The sequence below is a fragment of the Geosporobacter subterraneus DSM 17957 genome, assembly GCF_900142145.1.
Lineage (GTDB): Bacteria > Bacillota > Clostridia > Peptostreptococcales > Thermotaleaceae > Geosporobacter > Geosporobacter subterraneus.
Map to the genome: position 1 here is coordinate 57,165 of NZ_FQZV01000003.1, position 16,408 is coordinate 73,572.

17 protein-coding genes and 1 other annotated feature (1 of these 18 running past the window's edge) are annotated in these 16,408 nt (G+C 37.7%); of the genes, 15 read left to right on the plus strand and 2 right to left on the minus strand.

The annotated features are described in order from the left end of the window. Positions 1 to 36 precede the first annotated feature (36 nt). Both orr and BUB56_RS00305 read left to right on the plus strand, forming a co-directional pair. A complete protein-coding gene (orr, locus tag BUB56_RS00300; RefSeq protein ID WP_110939379.1) occupies positions 37 to 1,101 on the plus strand; it encodes an ornithine racemase Orr in 1,065 nt (354 codons plus the stop codon). An 89-nt stretch (positions 1,102 to 1,190) separates the two neighbouring features. Beyond that, positions 1,191 to 1,469, plus strand: a complete 279-nt coding sequence (locus BUB56_RS00305; RefSeq protein WP_110939380.1) for a putative Se/S carrier protein — start codon at positions 1,191 to 1,193, stop codon at positions 1,467 to 1,469. Positions 1,470 to 1,478: 9 nt separating this feature from the next. Here BUB56_RS00305 and BUB56_RS00310 read toward each other — a convergent pair whose 3' ends face one another. Further along, positions 1,479 to 3,050: a hypothetical protein gene (locus BUB56_RS00310; RefSeq protein ID WP_190013995.1), complete on the minus strand. Its 1,572-nt coding sequence runs from the start codon at positions 3,048 to 3,050 to the stop codon at positions 1,479 to 1,481. A gap of 181 nt (positions 3,051 to 3,231) precedes the next feature. Between BUB56_RS00310 and BUB56_RS00315 the strand changes: the two genes are divergently transcribed. Together BUB56_RS00315 and BUB56_RS00320 are read left to right on the plus strand one after the other, a co-directional pair. After that, positions 3,232 to 4,056, plus strand: a complete 825-nt coding sequence (locus tag BUB56_RS00315) for a hypothetical protein (RefSeq protein WP_110939382.1) — start codon at positions 3,232 to 3,234, stop codon at positions 4,054 to 4,056. A gap of 150 nt (positions 4,057 to 4,206) precedes the next feature. Next, positions 4,207 to 5,475: a replication-associated recombination protein A gene (locus BUB56_RS00320; protein WP_110939383.1), complete on the plus strand. Its 1,269-nt coding sequence runs from the start codon at positions 4,207 to 4,209 to the stop codon at positions 5,473 to 5,475. Positions 5,476 to 5,483: 8 nt separating this feature from the next. Here BUB56_RS00320 and BUB56_RS00325 read toward each other — a convergent pair whose 3' ends face one another. Further along, on the minus strand, positions 5,484 to 6,866 hold the full coding sequence (locus BUB56_RS00325; RefSeq protein ID WP_110939384.1) for a hypothetical protein: 1,383 nt from the start codon (positions 6,864 to 6,866) through the stop codon (positions 5,484 to 5,486). Between the two features lie 145 nt (positions 6,867 to 7,011). Between BUB56_RS00325 and BUB56_RS00330 the strand changes: the two genes are divergently transcribed. The 11 genes from BUB56_RS00330 (at position 7,012) to BUB56_RS00380 (ending at position 16,300) form a co-directional block, all read left to right on the plus strand. Further along, complete coding sequence (locus BUB56_RS00330) at positions 7,012 to 7,767, plus strand: hypothetical protein (RefSeq protein ID WP_110939385.1); 756 nt, start codon at positions 7,012 to 7,014, stop codon at positions 7,765 to 7,767. Positions 7,768 to 7,882: 115 nt separating this feature from the next. Then, positions 7,883 to 8,893, plus strand: a complete 1,011-nt coding sequence (locus BUB56_RS00335) for a glycosyltransferase family 4 protein (protein ID WP_110939386.1) — start codon at positions 7,883 to 7,885, stop codon at positions 8,891 to 8,893. A gap of 113 nt (positions 8,894 to 9,006) precedes the next feature. Further along, the gene (locus BUB56_RS00340; protein WP_110939387.1) at positions 9,007 to 9,786 is read left to right on the plus strand and encodes a glucose-1-phosphate cytidylyltransferase; all 780 of its coding nucleotides are present in this window, start codon (positions 9,007 to 9,009) and stop codon (positions 9,784 to 9,786) included. Then, positions 9,776 to 10,753 carry a GDP-mannose 4,6-dehydratase gene (locus BUB56_RS00345; protein ID WP_110939388.1) on the plus strand — a complete coding sequence of 326 codons (978 nt, stop codon included), beginning with the start codon at positions 9,776 to 9,778 and terminating at the stop codon, positions 10,751 to 10,753. Before BUB56_RS00340 ends, BUB56_RS00345 begins: the two co-directional genes overlap by 11 nt. Positions 10,754 to 10,887: 134 nt before the next feature. Next, a complete protein-coding gene (locus tag BUB56_RS00350) occupies positions 10,888 to 11,337 on the plus strand; it encodes an RrF2 family transcriptional regulator (RefSeq protein ID WP_110939389.1) in 450 nt (149 codons plus the stop codon). A gap of 20 nt (positions 11,338 to 11,357) precedes the next feature. Continuing rightward, positions 11,358 to 12,539, plus strand: coding sequence for a cysteine desulfurase NifS (nifS, locus tag BUB56_RS00355; protein ID WP_110939390.1), 1,182 nt, complete (start codon positions 11,358 to 11,360; stop codon positions 12,537 to 12,539). Next, complete coding sequence (gene nifU, locus BUB56_RS00360) at positions 12,536 to 12,973, plus strand: Fe-S cluster assembly scaffold protein NifU (RefSeq protein ID WP_207650374.1); 438 nt, start codon at positions 12,536 to 12,538, stop codon at positions 12,971 to 12,973. Before nifS ends, nifU begins: the two co-directional genes overlap by 4 nt. Positions 12,974 to 13,048: 75 nt before the next feature. Continuing rightward, positions 13,049 to 14,155, plus strand: a complete 1,107-nt coding sequence (mnmA, locus tag BUB56_RS00365; protein ID WP_330392517.1) for a tRNA 2-thiouridine(34) synthase MnmA — start codon at positions 13,049 to 13,051, stop codon at positions 14,153 to 14,155. Between the two features lie 99 nt (positions 14,156 to 14,254). Beyond that, positions 14,255 to 14,794 (plus strand): PRC-barrel domain-containing protein, encoded by a 540-nt coding sequence (locus tag BUB56_RS00370; RefSeq protein ID WP_110939393.1) that lies wholly within the window; start codon positions 14,255 to 14,257, stop codon positions 14,792 to 14,794. Between the two features lie 40 nt (positions 14,795 to 14,834). Further along, positions 14,835 to 15,017 (plus strand): YtxH domain-containing protein, encoded by a 183-nt coding sequence (locus BUB56_RS00375; RefSeq protein ID WP_110939394.1) that lies wholly within the window; start codon positions 14,835 to 14,837, stop codon positions 15,015 to 15,017. Between the two features lie 59 nt (positions 15,018 to 15,076). Further along, positions 15,077 to 16,300: an AI-2E family transporter gene (locus tag BUB56_RS00380; RefSeq protein WP_110939395.1), complete on the plus strand. Its 1,224-nt coding sequence runs from the start codon at positions 15,077 to 15,079 to the stop codon at positions 16,298 to 16,300. 71 nt (positions 16,301 to 16,371) lie between these two features. Then, positions 16,372 to 16,408, plus strand: a binding site (T-box leader) (it continues 193 nt past the right edge of the window).

Below are 16,408 nucleotides of genomic sequence, written 5' to 3' on the forward strand. Positions count from 1 at the left end.
TTCCCGGCTATCCTTTAATCGACTGGAGGTAGAAATATGGATGTTTGTCCACGAATTGAGATAGACCTTTCCAAAATCAGAGCCAACACACAAGTGCTGGTCGATCGTTGTAAAAATGCAGGAATACAGGTAGCAGGGGTCACAAAAGTATTCTGCGCTGTTCCACAGGTAGCTGAAGCCATGGTAGAGGGTGGGATAAACATGTTGGCAGATGCAAGATTGGAAAACTTTGGAAAAATAGCCCATATTCCAATCCAAAAGCTGCTTCTGAGGCTTCCAATGATCAGTCAAGCTGAGAAAGTAGTTTCACTGGTAGATATCAGCTTGAATTCTGAAATAGCTACTATCAAAAAACTATCTGAAGCGTCAATAAAGCAGGGAAAGGTGCATAAAATCATATTAATGATTGATCTAGGGGATCTAAGGGAAGGAATTTGGAGTGACCAAATTCACACAACCATTAAAGAAATTACCCAATTAGAGGGGGTTCAATTGGTTGGTATAGGAACCAATTTGACTTGCTATGGAGGTGTCATTCCAAATCCGACGAACCTGGGACAGCTGGTAAATATTGCCATGGAGATTGAAGATACATTCCAAATCCGAATGGAAATTATATCTGGTGGAAATTCCAGCAGCCTTTATTTATTGGAACGCGGGGAGATGCCAAAAGCCATCAATCATTTGCGGTTGGGCGAATCCATTGTCCTCGGAAGGGAAACCGCCTTTGGAGAGCCAATCTCTGGTACCTATCAGGATGCATTTACTTTGATCGCTGAAATTGTTGAATTAAAAGAAAAGCCATCGGTGCCTATTGGAGAAATTGGCATGGACGCTTTTGGCAATAAGCCTGTATTTGAGGATCATGGTATTAGAAAAAGAGCCATTCTGGCCATAGGAAGACAGGATGTATCTGTAAATAATTTGATTCCAAAGGATGAGAAAATATCAATTTTAGGTGCTAGCAGCGACCACCTGATTGTTGATGTTACGGATTCGCTAAAGGAATACAGCGTTGGAGATGAAGTAGCCTTTGATATTGAATATGGAGCTTTGCTTCAGCTAATGACTTCCGAATATGTCTTTAAAAAGATAAAATAAAAAAGTGTAGAAGAGCTCTCTTTTACCTGTCTCATAGAATTCATGCCGAGAATATACTGTAGTGAAATCGTTAGACAGGAGATGATCGTATGCAGTATGGAGAAGGAAAATACATTATCGTTTTTACGTCGAATTATCATGCTTATTATATAGAGGAGCTCCTCCGAAGACACAACATAGAGAGCATTTATAAAAAAGCACCTAGATCAATTGCAAAGTCCTGCAATTCAGCAGTTTATCTTTCAAATGAGGCTGATCTGCAAAAAGCATTAGAATTAGTCCGAAATGGAAAAATCCCATTTCAATCTGTCTTCGAAATTCACCGCAGGGATAAACAAGTAGAGTATCAAAAAGTTCTCCTTCAATAGGAGAACTTTTTATTTGAATATTCTTTTGAAAAATCCAGATTCTTTTTTTGCCACATTTTCTTGTTTCTGCTGGGTGAGAATTGTTTCCTTTTCTTTTATACCATCCTTGAAAAGTTGATTCTGCTGCTGAGAAAGTATCAACTCCCCATGAAGTTTTTCTCTCTCTTTTTCCAAGGACACACATTTTTTTTCCAATGCCAAAATTTTGTGCTGAAAAATATCTTTTTCACCTTCCCATTTTTGTATTTGCTCTTTGTATTGACTGATTTTGTCACCACTTTCATTAATTAGGTGTAGATATTTTCGATTCAAATCGGTTAACTTCTTCACTTCCTCTTTTAAAAAGCGAATTTCACTTTCCATTGTACTGATTATATTTTTCCTGCCGTTGGATTCAAGCTGACTTTTGCTGATTGCAGCAATAGGCGGATTATGATAGGGTTGCTGTTTACGATTGCTGATGGACATATCCCTATTGATCATCGAGGGATTATTGCTAAACCTATTTTCTGCAGCCAATGATAAATTCGCCTCAAGTACTGACAATTGATTTAAGTCTTCCCTTGAAACCAAGCTGAAGAGATTTAATAAGGTTTTACTTTCAAGATCATTATATAAGCCAAAGTTTGTATGAGTAATATTTTCAGGAAGGATCTTACTGAATACTGGGGTTGTTATATGATGAATCCGTACTCCTTCTCTTGACCAGATGAGTTCGCAATTTTGTAATAAATGAGCATAAATATAATAAATTTCTTCATTCGCAACATATATGATCATGAAAACATCATGGTTAATATACTGAAAAAACCATTTAATAGGCTGATCTTTCTCAATAACAACATTCGTTGTTTTTTTTGCTGAATCTATCGTGTAACAGAGATATTTAATACAATAATTACTTTTGTTTTTGTCAGTCCAGCTGATATGTAGGTTGCCTTTTTCATCTGCCAGCATGTCTATGAAGAAATTCTTAATATAGATACAATCAGAGAGATAAAACGCATCCTCCCATTGAGCAGTTTCAATCCTGTAAACCGATAATTTAAGATCGTAAATCATATTGTTATTCGTTAGAAAGGATAAGTAGAGATTATCACCATGGTCTTTTGTTATACAATAGGGTTTACAATTATTCTTAAAATAGGTTCTGGCAATAATTTTTTTCTTCCAGCTGCCGTCTTCTGTAAAGTAAGTGACAATGGAAACCTTGAAAGGAGAAGATAGATCGCGCCAGCAGAAAAAAATTTGCGGATTCCGATTCGTATACTTTATATCTACAAAGTCAATTTTTTCTGCATCTAAAGCCGCCTGATACAAAAGATGTGTATCCCACGATTGTCCGTTAAAGTTATAATAATAGAATTGTCCTTCCTGGTCCAGTATAACAGCTCCGATATGCCCATGGCTGTCATGATCAACAGCATATTCTTTAATAGGATAAGGATGTACCGATTTCTCAGATAATTCCTCGCCCTGTATTCCGAAGCGAAGGTATTGAGAATCATCTAAGCTAAACCGATAAGCTGTCCTATGGATATTTGCATTTGTATCAAACCTGCCAATATCTAACACTTCCATCACCTGCCTTACTAGAAATATATTAATGCCCCTTCCACAATATGTTGGTAATTTATATATATAAACTGAACAATTTACTCACCAATTTTTAATGAGTATCATAATATACAATTAGAACAGGCGATTTTATACTTAAGACTGATAGCAATATAATTGATCAATAAAGAAGGGGGTACACGATATGTACAGACATTCATCCTCAGCCCATGGAATCAGTTTATTTACACCTGGCTTTATTCCAGAAGAGCTGAGAGAGCAATTTGGAAATGCAAGGGAGTTGGTGTGTGTCCAGATTCCTAAGGTTTATGACTCTTGCCTTCTAAGAATCTGCTTAGTTGGAGATCCAAATAAGGAAGATAGAGATGAAGGAATTGTATTTGATCCAGACTTACGGGTTCGCGTAGATTGTAGTGTTGAGAGCATCATTAATGTAAGAGTCGCAGGACTTGTACCTGGATCATTTAAAGTAATCCAAAAGAGACCATTACCAGGAGATCCAGATCGTAAGATAATCACCTACAAATATCAGTTAAGAATTCTATATGATGTAGTATTCGATGATTGCACGATCTCCAAGGACAATGAACTAATACTAAGAAGAACAGAAACTGTTGGACCATTATATTGTCCAGACACACAAACTATCATTAGAGAAAGCAGAGTGGATCAAACAGGTACAATTCATCCGTCAACTGATGAAGATGATCAAATCATCAAGCTTGAAATAGTGGCTACTATCCTAGATGTTAAAATCGAGAGAAATGAAGGCGCAACCTTAGATCCATACGATGATGTATGCTTTGCAGTATTTACAGTTGGAGTATACAATGTAATAAAATGCGAGCTTATTGTTCAGCTAGTGATACCTGCATTCGGATTCTGTCCGCCACCTGCACCTTGTGAACCTTTAGGAGAACCTTGTGAAGTATTTAATGCACAGCTGCCACCTGCATTTTTCCCACCACAGCTAGATGAAGTTATTTCAGGTCCTGGAATAGATTGCTAATGAACAACAAGAGGATGTGTAATAAACGCACATCCTCTTGTTGTTTTAACTTTAAGCGGGCGGGTTTCAATTTGTAGAAGGGGATTATGGATTTCATATCGAATAGATGATATATTCTATAATGAAACGATTACAGAAAGGAAACAAATGATGGAGCCGCTATCAATCAGAATAAGACCCGATACCCTGGAGGAGTTTATCGGACAAGCTCATATTTTACATAAAAAATCCTTGCTCTACCAATCTATCAAAAACAAGACCTTTGATTCTGCCATATTCTTTGGACCTCCCGGTACGGGGAAAACCACATTGGCCAGAATCATCGTTAAAGAACTTGATGCTAATTTTTATGAGCTAAATGCCACTACTACAGGAACAAAGGATTTAAAAGAAATCATCGATTATGCCAAAAAGACTAAATATACCCTGGGATACAAACCGACATACGTTTATGTGGATGAATGTCATCGTTGGAACAAGAGCCAGCAGGATACCTTATTGAAGGCTCTGGAGGAAGGCACCATCAGGTTTATAGGCAGCACAACGGAAAATCCCTATTTTGCAATGAATCCTGCAGTGCTTAGCCGTGTACGGGCAGTCTATGAGCTAAAGTCACTGACTGCTGAGGAATTAAGTCAAATGTTAATTCGTGCCATTTCTCATAAAAATGGGTTAGGTAGTAGAAAAGTTCTCATATCACAGGAGAATATCGATCTTATAGCAACCCTGTGCAACGGAGATGGAAGAATTGCTCTCAATACACTGGAATTTATCGTAAGATCCCTGGGGAACGATATAGAGATTGAAAAAGATATGATTATCGAAGCCATGCAGCAGCGAATGAACTATTATGATCGGGAAGAAGATAAATACAATTATCTTTCTGCTTTACAAAAAAGTATCAGGGGGAGTGATCCTGATGCATCCATTTTATATTTAGCGCAGCTTATTGAAGGTGGAGCAGATATCCTCACTATCGGCAGAAGGCTGCTGGTGATAGCCAGCGAAGATATAGGACTAGCTTCTCCTAATGCTATTTCTATTGTTCTGTCCTGTATACAGGCAGCACAAATGGTAGGCTTTCCAGAGGCTAGGATAATCCTTGCTGAAGCAGTGCTTTTTTTGGCCTGCTCGCCAAAATCCAACAGCAGCATTGTAGCTATCGAACAAGCTGCTTCAGACATCCGTACAAGGAACATCGACCCACCACCGCCCCACATTATGGATGCTCATTACAGTGGTGCTAAAAAAAGAGGATTTGGAAAAAATTATTTATATCCCCACGACTTTGGGGGGTATGTAAAGCAGCAGTATCTGCCTAATAATCTATATGAGGAGAAAAGGAGCTACTACAGACCCACAGAAAATGGAAGTGAAAAAAGCATCAAAGAAAGGCTTGATTCCTTACGAAAGAAATGATCCCATGATTAGGGATCATTTTTTATGAAAAAATCCTGCAATCTTTTTATAAAACCCTTCTTACCGGGAGTGATGTCTCTCGCGGCCTTCAGTAATGATATCAACTGATCGGCTGTATCGGCTTGCAATGATTGGTGCCTTTCTATAATAGATTGAAGATCCTTTTGTATCTGTTGGTTTTGATAGATAATCTCTTCCAGCTTTTCAAAAATCCCGGTTTCTTCATAAAGATCATTCTCCGGTTTTAAGACTTCAGATTCATCGATTATATTAAAGGGGTCTATAAATATATCTGGTGGCTGTACTTCTTCCTCTTTTTCTTCAGTTTCACCGTGATCCTCTTTATCCTTTGATTGTGACACGGTTGAATCAACTCCAAGTAATAATATTTCATCATTTATATAACCCAATGCTGCAAGAACCTTTATAGGAGACCTAAATCTGTAGCTGTTGCCTAGTACACCAATTCTAGCAAGATTCTTTTCTGATAGATTTGCGAGCCATCGGGTTTCCCCCCACTTATCGCTGTCATGCTCTTTTGCTTGAGAAAATAGATGAATTCCCTCTCGCCAGAATATAATCATCTCATTTTCCAATTGAATAAGGTAGGGTTGACTGCAATCTGTACCATTTTTTGAAATCCTTAAAATTTCCTTTCGAGTATTATTTTTATATGAGATCGGTTGTTTTGCATTAAAATAACGAATTTCATAGTGTCCACCAATAAAGGAGGACCATGTGACATGCAATTGATCCTTGTTGTCACAGAGAACAAATGGGTGGGTATGTTCGTAGAGGCCCTCACTGATTTTAACAGGAATATTCCATGATCGATAATTCAAGAGAAATTTTGCATAATAAATCTGATAATACTTACCAACACGGGATTTATAGACGAGATGTATATTGTTTTTACTGTCCAAATCTGCATGAAACGCCACATCATAGGGCTCCGTTATTATCTCACATATTTTCTGATTCTCCCAACTCTGTTTGTTCCAGTAGTAGTGTTTGATTATCCAAAGATCGCTGTTTTCTGTGTAGGATTGTGCCATAAGAATATGAATTTTTTCTTCAAAGACAAATAGGATGATGTTTTTTAGTTGGCTGTGATAACGATCAAAGGTCATTAAATTTCTGGATTCCCATGCTTCATTAAAATAGATACCATATTTTAGATGCCCAGTTTCTAATATGGAGGCTATATGAAATTTCCCAGCAGTATCTATACCAACAGAAAATTCTACAGTCTTTTCTTCTAATTTCATTGTGTTATAGGTGATAGCTTCTTTCAGCACCCTTACATATAAATTTGTTCCTACTAGATAGAAATGGTATGAAAATCCAGAGGATCCGTAATAGATAAAATGCTTTTCATTGCTCTTCACCATATACATATCTCCTTTTTAAGTGTTGTCCCACTATATATTTATCATTGATTTTTGGAAAATATGACACTTGTATTAAATAAATAAGTGATGAAAACAAGATATGGAAAGTACAATATAATAGATATTGGAATAGGAGGGGGATTTCATGATAAATGACAATACAATACAGAATAAGAAAAGTATTCGAAAGCTTAGTGAACCAGAACCCTACACAGGTCTAAAAAGAGGAGCATATAAGCAGGAAAAACAGCAAAGTAAAATTCTATTTGATCCGCTGGAGTCAGTCAACATTATTGCAGATCAGGTATATTCCAGCTATCAGTTTCGAAGCTGCTTACCTAAGTTTTCTGTTGTTATGCCGAAGTCTGGAGACTTATTTCAGTTTATCAACATTACCTTTCAAGAGGGAAAATTATTGGAGGATAGTATAAAAATCACGCCTTTAGGCTCTAAACGTCCAGGTCATTCCAGGGTACAATTTCAAATTCAAATTCCTTACCAGCTAATCGTACGGGATCAAGTCAGTGGTGAAGTGAAGGCTATGAATGGAAATTTACCTGAAATAAAAAAGGACGCTGTAATGTACATACCAGAAGCAAGAAGTGAATTTAATTACCGGATTATTGCAGAAACCAGAACAGAGCTCCTGCATTTCCCAGAATCCGAAGGAGAACATTTGATAATACCTATAGGGATTTTTATGATTATAAGCGTAGTCGGCAGAGTGCGGCTGCAGCTCCCCTCATATGGTACCTTTCAGGAACCACTGGTGGGAGAACCTTATGAAGCAATTGAACTGGAGTTATGCGAGGAGTTTGAAAAAAGGATTTTTCCAGAGGATTTTTTTCCAACCTCAATAGAAGATCCAGATATAGATCCCAAAAAATTTAAAAGGGGATGAATCACCATAAGGTGGTTCTTTTTTGTGCCATAAAAATAAAAAATGAATACAGTATAGTAGCGAGCTTATATCAATAGACCATCCATTGATAGCCGAACCAAAAGAGGAGGATCTTATGAGAGTATTGTTTTTTGTAAGAAAGGATTTAGTAGAAAATCCGGCAGGAGATACAACCATTATTTGTGCTTTAAAAAAGCAGCTTGGAAGGTATAAAATCACTGCAGATATATGCATGGATCATAGAATTAATCTAAATACCTATGATGTCATCCACCTATTTAATGTTTCACGGGCCAGTGAATTATATAATTTTATGAACCATATATCCATTAGAGATAAGGCAGTTGCATTGACACCTATTTATTGGGATCTCAGTGAATATCTTAAGACTACCAATCAGATCTCAAAGCTGGATACTTGGATCAATGGAGAAAAAAAGAGAAAACATATTTTCGACCATGTTGATTTATCAATTCTTCACTGTAAAGGAGAAGCAAATCTCATCAAACAGAATTTTAACTACAAAAAGTTATACAAGATTATACCCTATGGCACAAATATTGCTTCAGCAGAAACATCGAATTATATCCGTAATAAATATGGATTTAACCAGTATGTGTTATGTGTCGGGAGAATTAGTTATCAGAAAAATCAATTGAACCTCATCCGGGCATTAAAAAAAGACTCCATACCAATAGTTTTTGTCGGAAGTATTAATGATCAGGAGTATTATAAGCTTTGCCGTACAGAAGCAGGAGAGAAAACAATCTTCATCAATAAAATGGATCATCAGCAGGTTTTGAATCTCTATCACCACGCCCATGTTCATATTCTCCCCAGCTGGTTGGAGTATCCTGGTCTGGCAAACCTTGAAGCCGGGGCAGCGGGCTGCAACATTGTTTCTACTGAAATTGGCTCAGCTAAGGAGGTTTTTAAAAACATGATCAATTATTGTCACCCCAATAACCTTGAAAGTATTCGTTCAAGCACCTTAATGGCTTTAGAGACGCCAAAAAGTGATCTATTAAGAACCTATATATTAGAACACTATTCATGGGAGCATCATGCCCAGGAACTTCAGCAGCAGTATTTGAATCTGTTAGATTATAAAAAAATGAAGATTTAGCGGCAGCATAGCTATCGCTTTTAATAAGAAATCCCATTCACCGAAATGAGCATGTCTGCATAATTTAAATTATAGAAAATCCCAAGAGGAGATCAACCAGGGAGGGGATTCTAATGAAAGTGGTAATCCTGTGTGGAGGAAAAGGCACTAGGATGAAAAATATAACAGAGGATGTACCTAAACCCCTTGCGCCAGTGGGTGATAAACCTATCCTCTGGCATATCATGAAGTTGTATCATCACCAAGGGTTTAATGATTTTATATTACTGCTTGGATATAAGGGAGAAAAAATAAAGGAGTATTTCATGGACTATCCATGGAAAAGTAATAACTTTGTTCTAGATATGAATCAACCCAATGGGTACATCCATATGCTTGATCAGCCTGAGAACTGGAAAATTACTTTTATTGATACCGGCATAAATACCATGACAGGAGCGAGAATTAAACGTGCACAAGAATACATTGGAAATGAACCCTTTATGCTCACCTATGGAGACGGATTGGCAGATATCGACTTACAGGCACTGTTGGATTTCCATATTGAAAAAGGAAAAATAGGAACCGTAACAGGTATTCATAAAAAAAGCCAGTATGGGACCCTTTCGATTGAAGACGGTGTAGCCCAATCCTTTCAAGAAAAACAGAAAACAGAAGGGATTATTAATGGAGGTTTTTTTGTTTTCAATCCTGAGGTTTTTCAATATCTTAGAACAGACGAAGATTGTGTCTTGGAGCAAGATCCAATGCAAAACCTAGTCAGTGATCGCCAACTAGCCGTATTCATGCATCATGGTTTTTGGATTGCTATGGATACCTATAAAGATCTCCAGGATGCCAATCAAATATGGCAGCAGAAAAAGTCATGGAAGGTGTGGAAAGATGGCAAATAAGGATTTTTGGATAAATAGGAATGTATTTGTGACTGGATGCACTGGTTTTTTGGGCAGCTATCTGGTACAAGAATTACTGAACAGAGGGGCTAATGTAACAGGTTTAATAAGAGATTGGGTTGCAGATTCAAAATTAATATCTGAGGGTTACGATAAAAAAATCAATATTGTCAAAGGCTCCCTTGAAGATTTGCAGCTGCTGGAGCGAATAATGGGAGAGTACGAGATCGAAATCGTTTTTCATATTGCAGCTCAGGCGATCGTGGGTATTGCCAACAGAAATCCCCTATCGACCTTTAAGGCAAATATCGAAGGAACTTGGAATGTGCTGGAAGCCTGCCGCAGAACTCCAACCATTAAGCAGGTAATTGTTGCTTCCAGCGACAAGGCCTATGGCGACCAAGAAAAGCTTCCCTATGATGAGACTATGCCACTGCAAGGTAAACATCCCTATGATGTTTCTAAAAGCTGCACTGACTTATTGGCACAGGCATATTATCAGACCTATAGGCTTCCCGTCTGTATTACCCGATGCGGTAACCTGTATGGGGGAGGGGATTTAAACTTTAATAGAATTATACCTCAGACCATTCAATCAATCCTTCATGGCAAGGCACCTGAAATCCGCAGCGATGGTACATTTATTAGGGATTATTTTTATGTTGAGGATGCAGTTTTTGCCTATCTGCTCCTGGTTGAAAATATGGAGGATGGAAAAATCTACGGGGAAGCTTTTAATTTTAGCAATGAAATTCAATTGACCGTGTTAGAACTTGTTCATCAAATTCTGACACTGATGTCTAGTGAGCTGAAACCGGTAATACTGAATCAAGGGCAGCATGAAATAAAGCATCAGTATCTTTCAGCAGAAAAGGCTAGAAAGCTCTTAAATTGGACTCCTAAATACAGTCTGGAAGAGGGCCTGTATAAGACTATCCAGTGGTATAAAGCTTACTTTAAAAAATAGTCAGCTGACATTATGTCAGTCGACTATTTTTTATGCCAAAAAACATATAAGTGAATGTTGACAAATTTAGTTGGGTATAATATACTAAGAATGAATTTCTAGTTGTTTACTTGGGATTCGAAGGGAGTGATGAAATGAGATTATCTACTAAGGGAAGATATGGCGTTAAGGCTATGTTTGATCTGGCATTAAGCTATGGAGAAGGTCCCATAGCGCTAAACAACATCGCCGAGCGACAAAATATATCTGTGCATTATTTAGAGCAACTTTTCGCTAGCTTGAGGAAAGCAGGGCTTGTGAAAAGTGTTCGGGGTGCACAGGGTGGTTATGTGTTGGCAGAAAGACCCCAAGATATTACCGTTGGGGATATTATTAGAACTCTTGAAGGACCATTAGCACCTGCCGAATGTGTTGTGAGTGATGACAGCAATGAATGTTCAAGAGCAGATTGCTGTGTTACCAGAATTATATGGGAGAAAATTAGAGATAGTATTAATGAAGTTGTAGATTCTATTACCCTGCAAAATATGATTGATGATTACAAACGAATGAATAATAAAGACACTTATATGTATTATATATAAACGATTTGGGAGATGATTGCATGAAGAAGAGGGTATATTTAGACTATTCCGCAACAACGCCAATGAAGCAGGAAGTACTTGATGAAATGCTGCCTTACTTTACAGAAAAGTTTGGCAATCCTTCCAGTATTCACTCCTTTGGCAGGGAAGCCAAGCAGGCTATTGATTTATCAAGGGAACAACTGGCTAAGTCAATTGGTGCGAAGGCCGATGAAATATTCTTCACAGGCGGAGGTTCTGAAGCCGACAACTGGGCTATAAAAGGGATTGCCTATGCAAATAGAGATAAGGGTAATCATATTATTACTACTAAGATTGAACATCATGCTGTACTGCATACCTGCGAATATCTAGAAAAGAACGGTTTTGAAGTTACCTATCTAGAGGTAGATGCCCATGGCCGAATTAACATAGATGATTTAAAAAGCGCTATTAAAGATCAAACGATACTTATCACCATTATGTTCGCTAACAATGAGATCGGTACTATTCAGCCAATTAAGGAAATTGGACAAATTGCCAAAGAGAAAAAAGTTATCTTCCATGTAGATGCCGTTCAGGCCTTCGGCAATATAAAGATCAATGTGAACGATTTAAACATCGATTTGATGTCCCTATCTGCCCATAAGGTTTATGGACCAAAGGGAATCGGTGCCCTTTATATACGAAAAGGTGTTAAGATTCACTCTTTGATTCATGGGGGTGCTCAGGAAAGAAGAAGAAGAGCGGGGACAGAGAATTTACCGGGAATTGTTGGTTTCGGAAAAGCTGCAGCCCTTGCAGATGAGAATCTAGAGGCACATATTCAGCATGTAAAAGTTCTAAGAGATAAGCTCATCAAAGGCATCATGGAAAAGGTCGGCTATGTTCGTTTGAATGGACATCCGGAGCATAGACTTCCCGGCAATGCTAACTTTGCCTTTGAATTTATTGAAGGTGAATCTCTACTGCTTAGCTTGGATATGTTAGGAATTGCCGGCTCTAGTGGATCAGCCTGCACATCCGGTTCTTTAGATCCGTCCCATGTACTAATGGCTTTAGGCTTATCCCATGAGATTGCCCATGGTTCTTTACGCTTAACCATTGGAGATTTTACAACAGAAGAAGATATTGATTATGTTTTACAGGAACTGCCAAAGGTTGTTGATCGATTAAGACAAATGTCACCACTATATGAGAAGGTAAAGGGAGGACAAAAATAATGTATTCAGATAAAGTAATGGATCACTTTATGAATCCTAGAAATGTGGGAGAAATCGAAAATGCAGATGGCATTGGCGAGGTAGGAAATGCCAAATGCGGAGATATAATGAAAATGTATCTAAAGATAGATGATGGTGTAATTGTAGATGTGAAATTTAAAACCTTCGGTTGCGGATCGGCAATCGCAACTTCCAGTATTGCAACAGAAATGATTAAGGGAAAGACTGTGGAAGAGGCACTGCAGTTAACCAATAGAGCGGTAGTAGAAGCCTTAGACGGTCTTCCGGCGCAAAAGATTCACTGTTCTGTTTTAGCCGAACAGGCAGTAAAATCAGCCTTGCTGGATTACGCAAGAAAAAATAGTTTACAGCTTGCCGGCTTAGAGGACTTTGATCCTACAGAAGACCACCATCATCACGAAGAAGAACACTAAAACAGAGCCCAGAATATCTGGGCTTTTTTCTGATAAATTGTTAGAATTCGATTAAAATAATACTATATAGGTGAGATGATAATGAGCTTAGATAAAAACAAAGTAGTTGTTGGCATGAGCGGTGGCGTAGACAGCTCTGTAACAGCTTATATATTGAAGAAACAGGGGTATGATGTTATTGGTGTAACCATGCAGGTCTGGCCGGATATGAATGGGGATGAACAGGAAAGCTCCGGTGGCTGCTGTGGTCTTTCAGCAGTTGACGATGCCAGAAGAGTAGCAGATCGGCTGGAGATACCTTTTTATGTTATGAACTTTAAGGACATATTTGAAAAAAAAGTGATTCAGTACTTTATTGATGAATACAAAAGGGGAAGAACACCCAATCCTTGTATTGCCTGCAATAGGTTTATAAAGTTTGATGAATTGCTGCGTCGTGCCCATCAGCTGGGTGCTTACTATGTGGCCACCGGACACTATGCGAAGATTATCTATGATCCAGAAACCCAGCAATATAGAATTAAAAAATCTAACACAGCCGGAAAAGATCAAACCTATGCCCTATATCACTTTACTCAGGAGCAGCTGGCTCATACCCTCATGCCCTTAGGAGATTTCGAATCGAAGGATGAGGTGCGGAAAATTGCAGCAGAAATGGGATTTATCAATGCTTACAAGCCAGATAGTCAAGAAATCTGCTTTGTAAAAGATGATGATTATGGCAGCTTCATTGAGGCAAATGAACCAGAAGTTGTTTTGCCCGGGGATTTTGTAGATACTACGGGAAAAAAGCTTGGAACCCACAGAGGTATTGTTCATTATACGATAGGACAGAGAAAAGGTTTAGAGATCGCACTGGGAAAACGAAGCTATGTAGTAGAGATACGACCGGAAAGCAATCAAGTAGTTTTAGGAGACAACGAAGATGTGTTTGGAGCGGAACTGATAGCAGAAGATGTGAATTTTATACATTTAAGTTATACTAATGAGCCTATATCCGTTCAAGCTCAAATTCGTTATAATGCAAGGGCTTCTGAAGCCATTTTATACCCTATGGAAAACAAGACAATGAAGGTCGTTTTTAAAAATCCCCAAAGAGCCATTACACCAGGGCAAGCTGTTGTTTTTTACCAAGGAGATTTATTATTAGGCGGAGGTACAATAAGTAGCAAAGTAAGATAATACTAACAATAGCATATGAGTATGTTTTCAAATGGTAAGTGGAATGATAAAAGTAGGCATTTCACTTACTTTTTTTTATGAAAAAGTGTGGTGTAATCAATGTTAAAAAGAGGGAGTGACATTATAGGCTTACCTGTAATCTGTTTAGAAGATAATAGCAAAAAAGGAAAAGTAAAAGATATTTTGTTTGATCAGCAGACTATGAATTTAAAGGCTCTTCTTGTAGATGAGGGAGGCCTGATGCACAGCTGTAGATTCATCCATTATCATAATATATCAAGTTTTGATGATAATGTAATTACTGTTCAGAAAAGCAGCTTTGTAGAGCATGTTCCTATCCATTACAAAGCATCATTCCAATTTCACGGGCGACAGGACATTCTGGATTTAGAGGTTTTAACCGAAGAAGGACAAAACATTGGCATGGTTCAAGATTTATTATTTGACATTGATAGGGGAAAAATCACTGCCTTGATTCTTACAGACGGATTATTTCATGATCTGATTGAAGGAAGGCCCCTGTTGCCCTTGGTCGATTCAGTATCCTTTAAGGATTTCTCTGTAATCGTACCACAGGAAATGAAGAACGAAGTGCAGTACCATACCGGAGGATTAAAAAAAATATTGTCATTGGAATAATTAAGACACAGATTACCAATAATGAAAAAGGAGGATGGGCATGAGAGATCGATTTATGTCAGGAATGCTAACCGGTGGGCTTATTGGTGCAACTGCCGGGCTATTTGCTTACTCTAGGATGAGTCCGCGACAAAGAAAAAGAATGATGAAAAGAGGTAATAAAATGCTTAAAAGTGCAGTCTCTATGATGGGCATGGCACAATCAATGGATATGTTTAAGTAAATTATAAAGCAGCTAAGGTCTCTTAGCTGCTTTCAATAAAGCTTTAGGGAGAAATTTTGATGGGCAATCTGGGATTATATTTACAAAACTTTTTAGAAGTTAAGCCTGCTTTTTATTTTTTTTTACTTATCGTAGCTGGAATAAATATCTTATTACTCTTACTTTTAGGATTTTCCGTTTATTATTTAGTTAACATTGGCAATCACTTTATTGATCAACAGAAAAAAATTAGAATCAGCAAAAAACATTTCTATTATTTTTCATTAGGGCTTGCAGGTATCTTATTTTTTGGCCTGTTGTACAATTTTCGAAGTATTATTTGGCAGGTACTTCCACCTTTGGGTTGGTCAGTTCTTTTAGCTTATCTCCTAAATCCTATTGTTAATCAAATCAGCAAGCACAATATTTCAAGGATATGGGCAGTGATCATCGTCTATTCAATACTAACTGCTACAATATTCTTTATACTATTTACGATCACGCCTAAAATATCCAGAGAAATGGGAAGACTGATCGATTTACTTCCTATATACTCCAGACAGGCTGGAGAACTTATGAACAAAATTTACAGCAAAGTGGATCAAATTGAATACTTGCCGCCAGAATTTATCGGCGTAGAGGAGGCCATAACAGAAAACCTTACCCGTATTCAAGTATATTTAGTGAACTTCTTTAGAAATATTACTACTCGTATCTTCAATATATTTACCCATTTAGTAACACTGGTGCTGATTCCTGTGTTTACCTTCTATTTCTTAAAGGATGCTTCTCATTTTAAGAAAAAAATTATACTATTGCTGCCTAAATCTGGGCGGACAGCTATTCTTGATATTGCCAGAGATATAGATATACTCATCAGCCGCTTTATCCGGGGACAATTGATCGTTGCTGCAGCCGTAGGTGTTTTAAGCATAGCTGCCATGTTGATTATAAAGGTTGAATTTGCTTTTCTAATCGGTTTTATTGCAGGGCTATCCAACATTATTCCTTACTTTGGACCCATTATCGGATCAATTCCGGGAGTGATCATCGCTCTATTAGATGAACCATCTAAAGCCATTTGGGTTATCATAGCCTTTACCGTAATCCAGCAGATTGAAAGTGCTATTATTTCCCCTAAAATTGTGGGGGAAAGCGTAGGGCTTCATCCCATTATGGTCATCCTTGTACTGATCGTTGGCAATATGCTCTATGGAATATTAGGAATGCTGTTTGCAGTCCCCGTTGCAGCCAGTATTAAAATAATTTTTCATCATATCATTGAGAGAATAGTGAGATACTAAAAAGATTATATGATACTTTCATGAATTGACAAAAATAGCTAATTCCATTATAATCTAGACATGAATAGTAAACAAAGGCAATGATAAAGAGGAGTATAATAAGAGAGT

Coding starts and splice junctions, on each gene's coding strand:
- BUB56_RS00310 (WP_190013995.1), bottom strand. CDS start 3,050: ATGGAAGTGTTAGATATTGGCAGGTTTGATACAAATGCAAATATCCAT.
- BUB56_RS00340 (WP_110939387.1), top strand. CDS start 9,007: ATGAAAGTGGTAATCCTGTGTGGAGGAAAAGGCACTAGGATGAAAAAT.
- BUB56_RS00335 (WP_110939386.1), top strand. CDS start 7,883: ATGAGAGTATTGTTTTTTGTAAGAAAGGATTTAGTAGAAAATCCGGCA.
- BUB56_RS00375 (WP_110939394.1), top strand. CDS start 14,835: ATGAGAGATCGATTTATGTCAGGAATGCTAACCGGTGGGCTTATTGGT.
- BUB56_RS00330 (WP_110939385.1), top strand. CDS start 7,012: ATGATAAATGACAATACAATACAGAATAAGAAAAGTATTCGAAAGCTT.
- BUB56_RS00305 (WP_110939380.1), top strand. CDS start 1,191: ATGCAGTATGGAGAAGGAAAATACATTATCGTTTTTACGTCGAATTAT.
- BUB56_RS00380 (WP_110939395.1), top strand. CDS start 15,077: ATGGGCAATCTGGGATTATATTTACAAAACTTTTTAGAAGTTAAGCCT.
- mnmA (WP_330392517.1), top strand. CDS start 13,049: ATGATAATGAGCTTAGATAAAAACAAAGTAGTTGTTGGCATGAGCGGT.
- nifS (WP_110939390.1), top strand. CDS start 11,358: ATGAAGAAGAGGGTATATTTAGACTATTCCGCAACAACGCCAATGAAG.
- BUB56_RS00320 (WP_110939383.1), top strand. CDS start 4,207: ATGGAGCCGCTATCAATCAGAATAAGACCCGATACCCTGGAGGAGTTT.
- BUB56_RS00350 (WP_110939389.1), top strand. CDS start 10,888: ATGAGATTATCTACTAAGGGAAGATATGGCGTTAAGGCTATGTTTGAT.
- BUB56_RS00315 (WP_110939382.1), top strand. CDS start 3,232: ATGTACAGACATTCATCCTCAGCCCATGGAATCAGTTTATTTACACCT.
- BUB56_RS00325 (WP_110939384.1), bottom strand. CDS start 6,866: ATGGTGAAGAGCAATGAAAAGCATTTTATCTATTACGGATCCTCTGGA.
- BUB56_RS00345 (WP_110939388.1), top strand. CDS start 9,776: ATGGCAAATAAGGATTTTTGGATAAATAGGAATGTATTTGTGACTGGA.
- orr (WP_110939379.1), top strand. CDS start 37: ATGGATGTTTGTCCACGAATTGAGATAGACCTTTCCAAAATCAGAGCC.
- BUB56_RS00370 (WP_110939393.1), top strand. CDS start 14,255: ATGTTAAAAAGAGGGAGTGACATTATAGGCTTACCTGTAATCTGTTTA.